The following is a 14,329-nucleotide window of genomic DNA, read 5'->3' as shown; positions in this document are numbered from 1 at the left end:
TATCGGTTCTCCAATAACGTGTTACTTCTTGTTGATGACAGCCTCGGCGACGTTCTTCGGCGCCTCGGTATAGTGCTTGAACTCCATCGAGTAGGTCGCGCGACCCTGCGACAGCGAACGCAGCGAGGTGGCGTAACCGAACATCTCGGACAGCGGCACTTCGGCGCGCACGACCTTGATGCCACCAGCCTGGTCCTCCATACCCTGGACAATGCCGCGACGGGACGAGAGGTCGCCCATGACGTTGCCCATGTAATCTTCAGGCGTTTCGACCTCGACCGCCATCATCGGCTCAAGCAGCGTCGGGCTGGCCTTCTTCATGCCTTCCTTGAAAGCCATGGAAGCAGCCATGCGGAACGCGTTTTCGTTCGAGTCCACGTCGTGGTAGGAACCATCGAACAACGTGAATTTGACATCTACGACCGGGAAGCCGGCCAACACGCCACTCGTCACGGCATCCTGCAGACCCTTGTCAACCGCCGGGATGTATTCACGCGGCACGACACCACCCTTGATGGCATCAACGAACTCGTAGCCCTTGCCGGCTTCGTTCGGCTCGATCTTGAGCCAGACGTGACCGAACTGACCGCGACCGCCGGACTGCTTGACGAACTTGCCTTCCTGTTCGACAGCCTTTTTGATGCATTCGCGATAAGCAACCTGCGGCGCACCAACGGCAGCTTCGACGTTGAATTCGCGACGCATGCGGTCGACGATGATATCGAGGTGCAATTCGCCCATGCCGGAAATAATGGTCTGGCCGGACTCCTCGTCGGTGCGAACACGGAAGGACGGATCTTCAGCAGCCAGGCGGCCGAGAGCGATACCCATCTTCTCCTGGTCGGCCTTGGTCTTCGGCTCGACGGCGACGTGAATCACCGGCTCCGGGAAGACCATGCGCTCGAGGATGATCGGCGCATCCGGATCGCACAGGGTTTCACCGGTGGTAACTTCCTTCAGACCGACGCAGGCAGCGATGTCACCCGCCAGAACTTCCTTGATTTCCTCACGGTTGTTGGCGTGCATCTGCAGAATACGGCCAATGCGCTCCTTCTTGCCCTTGACCGAGTTGTACACCGTGGCACCGGAATTCAGCACGCCAGAGTAGACGCGGATGAATGTTAGCTGACCGACGAACGGGTCGGTCATAAGCTTGAAGGCGAGGGCCGAGAACTTTTCGGAATCATCGGCCTTGCGGAAAACCTCGTTTTCACGCTCATCGACGCCACCGACTGGCGGGATATCCACCGGCGACGGCAGCAGTTCGATGACGGCGTCGAGCATGCGCTGCACGCCCTTGTTCTTGAAGGCCGTACCGCAGAGCATCGGCTGGATTTCGCAAGCCAGGGTACGCAGACGCAGCCCCTCCTTGATCTTGGCCTCGGAGAGTTCGCCGTTTTCCAGATATTCGTTCATCAGGTCTTCGGAAGCTTCGGCAGCCGCCTCGACCATCTGCTCGCGCCAGCTCTGGGCAGCCTCAACCAGTTCGGCCGGAATGTCGCGGTAATCGAACTTCATGCCCTGGGAGGCCTCGTCCCAGATGATCGCCTTCATCTTCAGCAGATCGACGACGCCGGAGAAGGTATCCTCGGCACCGATAGGAATGACGATGGGAACCGGATTCGCCTTGAGGCGGGTCTTCATCTGGTCGACGACCTTGAAGAAGTTGGCACCCGAGCGGTCCATCTTATTCACGAAGGCCAAACGCGGCACCTTGTACTTGGTCGCCTGACGCCACACGGTTTCAGACTGCGGCTGAACGCCACCAACCGCACAGTAAACCATGCAGGCACCATCGAGAACACGCATCGAACGCTCGACTTCGATGGTGAAGTCAACGTGCCCCGGGGTATCGATGATGTTGAAGCGGTGCTCCGGGAAGGAGTTATCCATACCCTTCCAGAAACAGGTGGTCGCCGCGGAGGTGATGGTGATGCCGCGCTCCTGCTCCTGCTCCATCCAGTCCATGGTCGCCGCACCGTCGTGCACTTCGCCGATCTTGTGGTTAACACCGGTGTAGTAGAGGATGCGCTCGGTGGTGGTGGTCTTGCCGGCGTCGATGTGGGCGCTGATACCGATATTCCGGTAGCGCTCGATGGGTGTCTTACGTGCCACGTTAAAGCCCTCGGTAAATTAGAAGCGGAAGTGGGCGAAGGCCTTGTTCGCCTCGGCCATGCGGTGCACTTCGTCACGCTTCTTGACGGCGCCGCCACGGTTCTCGGCAGCTTCCATCATTTCGGCAGCCAGGCGCTGGCCCATCGACTTTTCGGAACGCTTGCGCGCGGACTCGCGCAGCCAGCGCATGGCGAGCGCGGCGCGACGGGCCGGACGCACTTCGACCGGCACCTGGTAGTTGGCACCACCGACGCGACGGGACTTGACTTCGACCATCGGGCGAACGTTGCCCATGGCGGAGCTGAACACCTCCAGCGGATCCTTGCCGGACTTGGTGGAGATGATATCGAAAGCGCCATAGACGATGCGCTCGGCGACAGACTTCTTGCCACTCTGCATGATGGCGTTGATGAACTTGGAGACCTCGACATTGCCGAACTTCGGGTCCGGCAGAATATCGCGCTTCGGTACTTCACGACGACGGGGCATATTGACCTCTATTAAACACGATTCAGTTGAAAAGCCGGGCTAGGGTCTTTACCCTCCCGGCCTCTCCCGACCGTCCAACCGGACGGCCACTTACTCAAGCCACTTGAAGAATCAAGCAGCCTTCGGACGCTTGGCACCGTACTTGGAACGGGCCTGCTTACGATCCTTGACGCCCTGGGTATCCAGGGAGCCACGCACGGTGTGGTAACGCACACCGGGCAAATCCTTGACACGACCACCACGGATCAGGACCACGGAGTGTTCCTGCAGGTTGTGGCCTTCGCCGCCGATATAGGAAATGACTTCGAAGCCATTCGTCAGGCGAACCTTGCAAACCTTGCGCAGCGCGGAGTTCGGCTTCTTCGGGGTAGTGGTGTAAACACGGGTGCAGACGCCACGCTTCTGCGGGCACTTTTCCAGAGCAGGCACCTTGCTCTTGGTGACCTCGGCAACGCGCGGCTTGCGCACGAGCTGGTTGATAGTCGGCATATCGAACTTCCTTCAACAACCGGGCCCCCGAAGACGGGGCACGACGGCAATTTTGTTATCCAAAGCGGAGACAATGATTAGCCCCCGCCGACAAAGACCATAGATTCTATGGTTGATCAACCCCCATGTCAACGAAACACGGGGGTTGCGAGACGACTCAGAGCCCCTGATCGGCGACCTGTGTTGCGTTTTCGGCAGCCGGTTCCTCGAGTGCATGCGTGGCGCCAAGATCCTCCCCGGCCGCCTGAGCCTTGCGCGTACGGTGATACGCGAGGCCGGTACCGGCGGGAATGAGGCGACCGACGATGACGTTTTCCTTGAGACCGCGCAACTCGTCGCGCTTGCCCATGATGGCAGCCTCGGTGAGCACGCGGGTGGTTTCCTGGAAGGACGCCGCGGAAATGAAGGAGTCGGTCGACAGCGAAGCCTTCGTGATGCCGAGCAGCATGTGCTCGAAGGTCGCCGGCAGCTTGCCGTCGGCGATGGCACGATCGTTTTCGGCCAGCAGTTCGGCGCGCTCCACCTGCTCGGACTTGATGAAGCGGGTATCGCCCGGCTCGAGGATGGTCACGCGGCGCAGCATCTGGCGGACGATCACCTCGATGTGCTTGTCGTTGATCTTCACGCCCTGCAGACGGTAGACGTCCTGGACTTCGTCGGTGATGTAGCGGGCCAGCGCCTCGACGCCCTGCAGACGCAGGATGTCGTGGGGGTCGGGTTCGCCTTCGACGATCTTCTCACCCTTGTTGACCACCTGGCCGTCGTGCACCAGCACGTGCTTGTCCTTCGAAATCAGGAACTCGTGCTGCTCGCCGTCGAGATCGGTAATGACCAGACGCTGCTTGCCCTTGGTGTCCTTGCCGAAGCTGATCGTGCCGGTGTATTCGGCCAGCACGGAAGCATCCTTCGGCGTACGCGCTTCGAACAGCTCGGCAACACGCGGCAGACCGCCGGTAATGTCGCGGGTCTTGGCGGATTCCTGCGGCATCCGGGCGAGCACGTCGCCGACGCCGACCTGTTGGCCGTCGACCACGGAAATGATCGAGCCGACCTGGAAGGCGATCGAAACGGCATGATCGCTGCCGGCGATCCTGACTTCCTGACCGCTCTCGTCGAGCAGCTTGACCACCGGGCGGACGCCCTTGGTCGCCGCCTTGCCGCCGCGTTTGTGGTCGATGACCACCAGCGTGGACAGGCCGGTCACATCATCGACCTGCTTGGCGACGGTGACACCCTCTTCGACATTTTCGAAGCGGACGGTACCCGCGTATTCGGTCACGATCGGACGGGTATGCGGATCCCAGGTCGCCAGCTTGGCGCCCGCCTTGACCGCCTTGCCGTCATCGACGGCCAGCATGGCGCCGTAGGGCACCTTGTGCCGCTCGCGCTCGCGACCATGATCGTCGGCGATCAGCACTTCGCCGGAACGGGAGATGACCACCTTTTCGCCCTTGGCGCTGGTGACATAGCGCATGGTTGCGGTGAACCGCACCGTACCGGCGGATTTCGATTCGACTTGGGAAGCCACGGCTGCCCGCGACGCCGCGCCACCGACGTGGAAGGTACGCATGGTCAGCTGGGTGCCCGGTTCGCCGATCGACTGGGCGGCGATGACGCCGACCGATTCGCCGGCGTTGACCATGCTGCCGCGACCGAGGTCACGACCGTAGCACTTGGCGCACAGGCCGTAGCGCGTTTCGCAGGTCAGCGGGGTGCGCACCCTGACTTCGTCGATGCCGAGCTTGTCGATCAGCTCCACCAGGTCCTCGTCGAGCATGGTGCCGGCGAAAATCACCGTTTCCTGCGTTTCCGGGTCGACCAGATCGTCGCCAGTCACGCGGCCGAGGATACGCTCGCGCAGCGGCTCGATGACCTCGCCGCCTTCGACCAGCGCCTTGACGGCAAAGCCGTTCTTGGTGCCGCAATCGTCCTCGGTGATGACCAGATCCTGGGTCACGTCGACCAGACGGCGGGTCAGGTAACCGGAGTTCGCGGTCTTCAGCGCGGTGTCGGCCAGACCCTTACGGGCGCCGTGCGTCGAGATGAAGTACTGGAGAACGTTCAGGCCTTCGCGGAAGTTGGTGGTGATCGGCGTTTCGATAATGGAACCATCCGGCTTCGCCATCAGGCCGCGCATACCGGCCAGCTGACGAATCTGTGCGGCGGAACCGCGGGCGCCGGAGTCGGCCATCATGTAGATGGAATTGAAGGAATCCTGCTTGACCTTCTTGCCGTGGCGATCGACGGTTTCCTCGTGGCCGAGTTCGTCCATCATGACCTTGGCGACCTGATCGCCGGTGCGGCCCCAGATATCGACCACCTTGTTGTAGCGTTCGCCTTGGGTGACCAGACCGTTGGTGTACTGGGTTTCGATTTCCTTAACTTCGGCTTCGGCGGCCGCGATGATCTCGTGTTTCTTGGCCGGGACGCGCATGTCGTCCGAGCAGAACGAGATGCCGGCGCGGGTCGCCAGCGCATAGCCGTTCTGCATCAGCTTGTCGGCAAACACGACGGTTTCCTTGAGGCCGCAGCGACGGAAGGATTCGTCGATCAGCTTGGAGATTTCCTTCTTCTTCAGCGCGCGGTCGATGACCTTGAACGGCAGGCCCTTCGGCAGGATCTTCGACAGCAGAGCGCGGCCGGCCGTGGTTTCGATGCGAACGATTTTCTCCTCCCATTCGCCGTCGACCGCAGCAGGCTCGTACTGCTTCAGGCGCACGGAAATGCGCGAGTGGATATCCAGTTCCTTGGCCGACATGGCGCGCTCGACCTCGGCGATATCGGCGAAGTACATGCCCTCGCCCTTGCCGTTGATCTTCTCGCGGGTCGCATAGTACAGGCCGAGCACGATATCCTGTGACGGTACGATGATCGGCTGACCGTTGGCCGGCGACAGCACGTTGTTTGAGGCCAGCATCAGGGTGCGGGCTTCCATCTGCGCTTCGAGCGACAGCGGGACGTGCACGGCCATCTGGTCACCGTCGAAGTCGGCGTTAAAGGCGGCACAGACCAGCGGGTGCAGCTGGATGGCCTTGCCTTCGATCAGGGTCGGCTCGAAAGCCTGGATACCCAGACGGTGCAGGGTCGGCGCACGGTTCAGCATGACCGGGTGTTCGCGGATGACGTCTTCCAGGATGTCCCAGACTACAGGTTCCTGGCCTTCGACCATCTTCTTGGCTTGCTTGATGGTAGTGGCGTAACCGAGCACTTCCAGCTTGTGGAAGATGAAGGGCTTGAACAGTTCCAGGGCCATCAGTTTGGGCAGGCCGCACTGATGCAGCTTGAGCTGCGGACCGACCACGATGACCGAACGGCCGGAGTAGTCGACGCGCTTGCCGAGCAGGTTCTGACGGAAACGACCGCCCTTGCCCTTGATCATGTCGGCCAGCGACTTCAGCGGGCGCTTGTTGGCGCCGGTCATCGCCTTGCCGCGACGGCCGTTGTCGAGCAGCGAGTCGACCGACTCCTGCAGCATGCGCTTTTCGTTGCGCACGATGATTTCCGGAGCCTTGAGCTCAAGCAGGCGCTTGAGACGGTTATTGCGGTTGATGACGCGACGGTAGAGGTCGTTGAGGTCGGAAGTCGCGAAGCGACCACCGTCCAGCGGCACCAGCGGACGCAGGTCGGGCGGCAGCACCGGCAGCACTTCGAGGATCATCCAGTCGGGTTTGATGCCCGACTTCTGGAAACCTTCGAGAATCTTCAGACGCTTGGCGAGCTTCTTGTTCTTGGCTTCGGAACTGGTGACGTCGAGTTCGGCGCGCAGCGATTCGACCTCGCTGTTCAGATCGAGGTTGCGCAGCAGTTCGCGAATCCCCTCGGCGCCCATCAGCGCCAGGAACTCGTCGCCGTGCTCTTCCATCATCTCCAGATATTGCTCTTCGGTCAGCAGTTGACCGCGCTGGAGGTTGCTGACCATGCCCGGGTCGCAGACGACATAGGCTTCGAAGTACAGGACGCGCTCGATGTCGCGCAGCGTCATGTCGAGCACCATGCCGAGACGCGACGGCAGGGACTTGAGGAACCAGATGTGGGCGGTCGGCGAGGCCAGTTCGATGTGACCCATGCGGTCGCGGCGAACCTTGGCCAGCGTCACTTCAACGCCACATTTTTCACAGATGACACCGCGGTGCTTGAGGCGCTTGTACTTGCCACACAGGCACTCGTAATCCTTGATCGGGCCGAAGATCTTGGCGCAGAACAGGCCGTCGCGCTCCGGTTTGAAGGTACGGTAGTTGATGGTTTCCGGCTTCTTGACTTCACCGTAGGACCAGGAACGGATCTTCTCGGGCGAGGCGAGGCCAATGGTAATCGCGTCGAATTCCTCTTCGGCGGTTACCTGCTTGAACAGATCGAGCAATGCTTTCATCGTTTAACTCCTGAGCCCTGAATCAGTAACGTTCCAGATCGATATCGATCGCCAGCGAACGGATTTCCTTGACCAGCACGTTGAACGACTCCGGCATGCCGGCATCGATCTTGTGCTCGCCCTTGACGATGTTTTCGTAGACCTTGGTCCGGCCATTCACGTCGTCCGACTTGACGGTCAACATTTCCTGCAGCACGTAGGAAGCACCGTAGGCTTCCAGCGCCCACACTTCCATTTCGCCGAAACGCTGGCCACCGAACTGCGCCTTGCCGCCCAGCGGCTGCTGGGTAACCAGCGAGTACGGGCCGGTCGAGCGGGCGTGCATCTTGTCATCGACCAGGTGGTGCAGCTTCAGGAAGTGCATGTAGCCGACCGTGACCTGACGTTCGAAGGCTTCGCCCGTGCGGCCGTCGAACAGGGTCATCTGACCCGAGGAGGGCATGCCGGCGAGCGCCAGCATGGCCTTGATTTCCTCTTCCTTGGCGCCGTCGAACACCGGGGTCGCGAACGGCACGCCGCCCTCGAGGTTCCTGGCCATTTCGACGACTTCGCCATCGGTCAGCTCGTCCAGATTCTCGGACTTGCCGCTCGAGTTATAGACCTGGTCGAGGAAGCCGCGAATTTCCTTGGCGTTGGCCTGGGCCCGCAGCATGGCGCCGATCTTGTGGCCGAGACCCTTGGCAGCCAGGCCGAGGTGGACCTCCAGGATCTGGCCGACGTTCATCCGCGACGGCACGCCGAGCGGATTCAGCACGATATCGACCGGATTGCCGTCTTCCATGTAGGGCATGTCCTCGACCGGCAGGATGCGCGACACGACGCCCTTGTTGCCGTGGCGGCCGGCCATCTTGTCGCCGGGCTGCAGGCGGCGCTTTACCGCGACGTAGACCTTGACCATCTTCTGGACACCCGGCGGCAGTTCGTCGCCTTGGGTCAGCTTCTTGCGCTTGGCTTCGAAAGCCAGATCGAAATCCTTGCGCGCCTGCTCGAGGCCGTCCTTGACCTGCTCCAGTTGCTGCGCCACGTCCTCGTCGGCGACGCGGATGTCGAACCAGTGATGCGGATCCATGCCGTCCAGGTAGGACTGCTCGATCGTCGAGCCCTTGGCCAGTTTCTTCGGACCGCCGTTTGCCTTCTTGCCGACGATCAGGCGACCGACACGCTCGAACGCGTCGCGTTCGACGATGCGCATCTGGTCGGCCAGATCGAGCTTGTAATGGCGCAGGTGCTCGTCGATGATCGACTGGGCGCGCTTGTCGCGCTCGATACCCTCGCGGGTGAACACCTGGACGTCGATGACCGTGCCGGCGATGCCGGACGGCACGCGCAGCGAAGTGTCCTTCACGTCGGAAGCCTTCTCGCCGAAGATGGCGCGCAGCAGCTTTTCTTCCGGCGTCAGCTGGGTTTCGCCCTTCGGCGTCACCTTGCCGACCAGCACGTCGCCAGCCTGTACTTCGGCACCGATATAGACGATGCCGGAATCATCGAGACGGGAAAGCTGGACTTCGCCGAGCGAGGCGATGTCGCGGGTGATTTCCTCGGGCCCCAGCTTGGTGTCACGGGCGACGACCGTCAACTCCTCGATGTGGATCGAGGTGTAGCGGTCCTCGGCGACGACGCGCTCGGAAATCAGGATCGAATCTTCGAAGTTGTAGCCGTTCCACGGCATGAAGGCGATCAGCATGTTCTGGCCGAGCGCCAGTTCGCCCTTGTCGGTCGAGGCGCCGTCGGCCACGACGTCGCCGCGGGCGATCCGGTCGCCGACACGGACCAGCGGACGCTGGTTGATGTTGGTATTCTGGTTGGAGCGGGTGTACTTGACCAGGTTGTAGATATCGACACCCACCTCGCCAGCCACGGTTTCGTCGTCATTGACGCGAACCACGACGCGGCCGGCATCGACATAGTCGACCAGGCCGCCGCGCCGCGCGACGACCGCCGTACCGGAGTCGACCGCAACGGTACGCTCGATGCCGGTGCCGACCAGCGCCTTTTCGGGACGCAGGCAGGGTACCGCCTGACGCTGCATGTTGGCGCCCATCAGCGCGCGGTTCGCATCGTCGTGTTCGAGGAAGGGAATCAGCGAGGCCGCGACGGAAACGATCTGGCCCGGCGCCACGTCCATGTACTGGACACGGGAGGGTTCGGCGAGAATGGTTTCGCCCTTCTCGCGGCAGGTCACCAGATCATCCGACAAACGACCTGCTTCGTCGAGGGAGGCGTTGGCCTGGGCAACCACATAGTTCCCCTCCTCGATGGCCGACAGATATTCGATCTGATCGGTCACCTGGGAATCGACCACCTTGCGGTAGGCGGTTTCGATGAAGCCGTAGTCGTTGACCCGGGCATACAAGGCCAGCGAGTTGATGAGGCCGATGTTCGGACCTTCCGGCGTTTCGATCGGGCAGACGCGGCCGTAGTGGGTCGGGTGCACGTCGCGCACCTCGAAGCCGGCGCGTTCGCGGGTCAGACCGCCCGGGCCGAGGGCCGAGACGCGGCGCTTGTGGGTGATTTCCGACAGCGGGTTGGTCTGGTCCATGAACTGCGACAGCTGGCTGGACCCGAAGAATTCCTTGATCGCGGCGCTGATCGGCTTGGCGTTGATCAGGTCGTGCGGCATCAGGTTGTCGGACTCGGCCTGGCTCAGGCGTTCCTTGACGGCGCGCTCGACGCGGACGAGGCCGGCGCGGAACTGGTTCTCGGCGAGTTCGCCGACGGAGCGGACGCGGCGATTGCCGAGGTGGTCGATATCATCAATTTCACCGCGGCCGTTGCGCAGCTCGACGAGAATCTTGATCACCTCGACGATGTCGCGCGGCGACAGGGTTAATTGCTCGCGCACTTCGACATTGGCGCCGAGCGGCTTGATCTTGGCGGCCAGCGTCTCGGCGTCGGCCAGCGTCATGTTCTCGCACAGGGCACGAGCGCCATAGGGCATGAGGCTGACCAGATCCTGGATCACCGCCAGCGGGAAGCCGGAACCTTCCGCCAGGTTCTTCAGGGCGGCCTCGGCCTTGGAGGCCAGGCTCCTGATCATTACCTTGTGCTCGACGACGTCGGTGCGCGTCAGGCGGCGGTTGAACTTCATGCGGCCGACGCCGGACAGGTCGTAACGTTCGTCCGAATAGAACAATCCGTTGAACAGGATTTCGACAGCCTCTTCCGTCGGCGGTTCGCCCGGACGCATCATGCGGTAGATGGCGATGCGTGCTGCCTGACGCGTCGCGGTCTCGTCAGCACGCAGGGTGTTGGAAATGAACGCGCCACGATCGAGTTCGTTGGTGTACAGGGTATCGAGCGTCGTGATACCAGCCTCGCGCAGCTTGGCCAGGAGGGTTTCGGTGATTTCGTCGTTGGCGCTTGCAATGACTTCGCCGGTGTCCCTGTCGACCACGTTGGTGGCGACGACCCGGCCGAGAATGAAGTCTTCCGGCACAACGATCTGCTTCAGTCCGGCAGCCCCGATATCACGGATGTGTTTGGCGGTGATCCGCTTGTCCTTGGCGACAATCACCTTGCCATCGGGAGCGACGAAGTCGAAGCGCGCGACTTCGCCGCGCAGACGCTCCGGAACCAGCGTGAACTCGACGCTGTCCTTGCCCAGCTGGAAGGTGTCGAAGTCGAAAAATTGCGCCAGGATTTCCTCCGAAGACATGCCGATCGCCCTGAGCAGGGTGGTGACGGGCATCTTGCGGCGGCGGTCGACGCGGAAGAACAGCGTATCCTTCGGATCGAACTCGAAATCGAGCCAGGAACCGCGATAGGGAATGATGCGCGCCGAGAACAGGAGCTTGCCGGAGCTGTGCGTCTTGCCGCGGTCGTGCTCGAAGAAGACCCCCGGGGAGCGATGCAACTGGGAAACGATGACGCGTTCCGTACCGTTGATGACGAAGGAACCGTTGGTCGTCATGAGCGGAATTTCGCCCATGTACACTTCCTGCTCCTTGACTTCCTTAACCGTATCCGGCGCTTCGCGGTCCATGATCACCAGACGCACCTTGGCACGCAGGGAGGATGCGAAGGTCAGGCCGCGTTGCTGGCATTCGGTCACATCGAAGGCCGGCTCACCGAGCATATAGCTGACGAATTCCAGACGCGCATTGCCCGAGTGCGAAACGATCGGAAAAATCGAGGTGAATGCAGCCTGCAAGCCCTCGTTCTTGCGCTTCTCCGGCGCCACTTCGTCCTGCAGGAAATCCTTGAAGGACTGCAGCTGGGTGGCCAGCAGGTAAGGCACGTCAAGCACGCTGGCGCGCTTGGCGAAACTCTTGCGGATGCGTTTCTTCTCGGTGAAGGAGTAAGTCATGGTAACTCCGTGCGGATAAAATCAAACGTGGAACCTGTTGAAACAGGCAAACGCAAACGGGCTCGCCTCCCGCTTCGGGAAGAGGAGAGCAACGTTTGCGTTTGCCGGCTGGCGTGACTCAAGTTCGTTTTCTGGATTCGTGAAACCTGAAGTACAAAGTACAAAAGGGCTGGCGGGAAAACCGCCAGCCCGCACACCATCAGTCGCTTACTTGACTTCGACCTTGGCGCCCGCGTCTTCCAGCTGCTTCTTGAGGGCTTCGGCGTCGGCCTTGGAAACACCTTCCTTGACCGGCTTCGGTGCGCCGTCGACCAGATCCTTGGCTTCCTTGAGGCCCAGGCCGGTCACCGCACGCACGACCTTGATGACTTCGACCTTCTTGTCGCCGGCGGCAGCCAGGACAACGGTGAACTCGGTCTGCTCTTCGGCAGCGGCGGCGGCGCCACCACCAGCCGGGCCGGCAACGGCGACGGCTGCGGCGGAAACGCCGAACTTCTCTTCGAATGCCTTGACCAGGTCATTCAGGTCCATCACGGTCATGGAGCCGACGGCTTCCAGGATGTCTTCTTTGCTAATTGCCATTTCAATAAACTCCTAAATCAGTTCGTATGCGGTAAGGATCAAGCGGCGGCGCCTTCGCGCTGCGCAGCCAGCGCGCCCAGGGCACGGGCGAAGCCGGACACCGGAGCCTGCATGACAAACAGCAGCTTGGAGAGCAGCTCTTCACGGCTCGGCACGGAGGCAAGCGCCTGCACACCGGCTTTATCGAGCACCTTGCCGGCATAGGAACCGGCCTTGAGCACCAACTTGTCATTGGTCTTGGCGAAATCGTTGAGGACTTTCGCCGCTGCCACCGGGTCGGCGGACACGCTGTAAATCAGCGGACCCACCATGTGCTCGGCCAGGCCGGCAAACGGAGTGCCTTCCACGGCGCGACGCACCAGGGTGTTCTTGAGCACGCGCAGATATACGCCAGACTCGCGCGCCTTCTTGCGCAGCACGGTGAGGTCACCGACCTCGATGCCACGATATTCGGCGATCGCGATGGTCTGGGCATTGGCCACTTGTGCCGACACCTCAGCCACGACAGCTTTTTTGTCGTTCAGATTGAGACCCACAGGTCTTTCCTCCTTTCAAGTCATAACACGGCGGGAACAATTTCCCGCCGCACCTACGGCGACCTGAACCAGAAGCAATGCCGTCCGTTGCCGGGTGGCAGAAAATCTTGTTCGGGGACACCGTCTGCGCAGGGTGCTTTCGCGATTAAGCCTCGTTGCCGGGGCGCCTGCGGTCTTTGACGATCCGCAGCCCAACGTCGGAACGGTAGGCTGCGGCCCAAAGTACTGTTTAGCCGACCAGAGTAGCCTGATCGACGCGAACGCCCGGCCCCATGGTGGCAGCAACCGCGACCTTGCGCAGGTACTGGCCCTTGGACGAAGCCGGCTTCGCCTTGTTCAGCGCATCGATCAACGCCTTCAGGTTGGTTTCCAGATTCTCGACGGAGAACGAGGCGCGACCGATGGTGGCGTGAATGATGCCGGCCTTGTCAGTGCGGTACTGAACCTGACCGGCCTTGGCATTCTTGACGGCCGTCGTCACATCCATGGTCACCGTACCGACCTTCGGGTTCGGCATCAGACCGCGCGGGCCGAGGATCTGGCCGAGTTGACCGACAACCTTCATGGCATCCGGCGTGGCGATGACAATATCGAAATTCAGGTTGCCGGCCTTGACCTCGGCCGCCAGATCGTCGAAACCGACGACATCGGCACCGGCAGCCTTGGCAGCTTCCGCCTTTTCACCCTGGGCAAAAACGGCGACGCGCACCGACTTGCCGGTCCCGGCCGGCAGCACGACGGAGCCACGGACAACCTGGTCGGACTTGCGCGCATCGACGCCGAGATTGACCGCGACGTCGATCGACTCGTCGAACTTGGCAATCGCGGTTTCCTTCGCCAGCGTCAGGGCTTCCTGAACCGGATAGAGCTTCTGCGGGACAATCTTGCCCTGCAGCGACTTCTGCTTTTTCGTGAGCTTGGCCATGATCACAGACCCTCCACCGTAATGCCCATGGAACGGGCGGAACCTGCGATGGTACGAACCGCTGCATCCATGTCGGCTGCAGTCAGGTCGGGCATCTTGGTCTTGGCGATTTCTTCGGCCTGGGCGCGCGTGATCTTGCCGACCTTGTCGGTATGCGGCTTGGCGGAGCCGGACTTGATGCCGGCAGCCTTCTTGATCAGGATGGTCGCCGGCGGGGTCTTCATCACGAAGGTGAAGGACTTGTCCGCGAAGGCGGTGATCACCACCGGAATCGGCAGACCCGGCTCGACGCCCTGCGTCTGCGCGTTGAAGGCCTTGCAGAATTCCATGATGTTCAGACCGCGCTGACCCAGCGCGGGACCGATCGGCGGCGACGGGTTCGCCTTGCCGGCCGGCACTTGCAGCTTGATGTAGCCAACAATTTTCTTGGCCATGATTGCTCCTTGATTGATGAGTGGTAACGCGCTTTCGGCCTACGCCTAGTTGCGCTCCTCTTGCCGGACTAATTCGGGGCAGCC

Annotated in this window: 9 protein-coding genes; all 9 read right to left on the bottom strand. The window is 61.5% G+C overall.

Annotation, left to right across the window (positions count from 1 at the left end; translation table 11 throughout):
- Positions 1–21: 21 nt before the first annotated feature.
- Positions 22–2,115: an elongation factor G gene (gene fusA / locus GH660_RS11175; protein WP_153146743.1), complete on the bottom strand. Its 2,094-nt coding sequence runs from the start codon at positions 2,113–2,115 to the stop codon at positions 22–24.
- An 18-nt stretch (positions 2,116–2,133) separates the two neighbouring features.
- Entirely contained in the window at positions 2,134–2,604 is a 471-nt protein-coding gene (gene rpsG, locus GH660_RS11170; RefSeq protein WP_153146742.1) for a 30S ribosomal protein S7, read from the bottom strand.
- A 111-nt stretch (positions 2,605–2,715) separates the two neighbouring features.
- Positions 2,716–3,093, bottom strand: a complete 378-nt coding sequence (gene rpsL / locus GH660_RS11165) for a 30S ribosomal protein S12 (RefSeq protein ID WP_119489314.1) — start codon at positions 3,091–3,093, stop codon at positions 2,716–2,718.
- Positions 3,094–3,250: 157 nt separating this feature from the next.
- Entirely contained in the window at positions 3,251–7,462 is a 4,212-nt protein-coding gene (rpoC, locus tag GH660_RS11160) for a DNA-directed RNA polymerase subunit beta' (protein ID WP_153146741.1), read from the bottom strand.
- A gap of 22 nt (positions 7,463–7,484) precedes the next feature.
- Positions 7,485–11,768, bottom strand: a complete 4,284-nt coding sequence (gene rpoB / locus GH660_RS11155) for a DNA-directed RNA polymerase subunit beta (RefSeq protein WP_153146740.1) — start codon at positions 11,766–11,768, stop codon at positions 7,485–7,487.
- Between the two features lie 207 nt (positions 11,769–11,975).
- Positions 11,976–12,350 carry a 50S ribosomal protein L7/L12 gene (gene rplL, locus GH660_RS11150; RefSeq protein WP_153146739.1) on the bottom strand — a complete coding sequence of 125 codons (375 nt, stop codon included), beginning with the start codon at positions 12,348–12,350 and terminating at the stop codon, positions 11,976–11,978.
- Between the two features lie 38 nt (positions 12,351–12,388).
- The gene (rplJ, locus tag GH660_RS11145; protein WP_153146738.1) at positions 12,389–12,886 is read right to left on the bottom strand and encodes a 50S ribosomal protein L10; all 498 of its coding nucleotides are present in this window, start codon (positions 12,884–12,886) and stop codon (positions 12,389–12,391) included.
- A 229-nt stretch (positions 12,887–13,115) separates the two neighbouring features.
- On the bottom strand, positions 13,116–13,811 hold the full coding sequence (gene rplA, locus GH660_RS11140) for a 50S ribosomal protein L1 (RefSeq protein ID WP_153146737.1): 696 nt from the start codon (positions 13,809–13,811) through the stop codon (positions 13,116–13,118).
- Positions 13,812–13,813: 2 nt separating this feature from the next.
- Positions 13,814–14,245: a 50S ribosomal protein L11 gene (gene rplK, locus GH660_RS11135; RefSeq protein WP_153146736.1), complete on the bottom strand. Its 432-nt coding sequence runs from the start codon at positions 14,243–14,245 to the stop codon at positions 13,814–13,816.
- Positions 14,246–14,329 lie beyond the last annotated feature (84 nt).

This window comes from Dechloromonas sp. H13, assembly GCF_009469615.1.
GTDB lineage: Bacteria > Pseudomonadota > Gammaproteobacteria > Burkholderiales > Rhodocyclaceae > Azonexus.
Note: the sequence above shows the minus strand (reverse complement) of the source record. Positions and strands in the feature narration are given on the sequence as shown.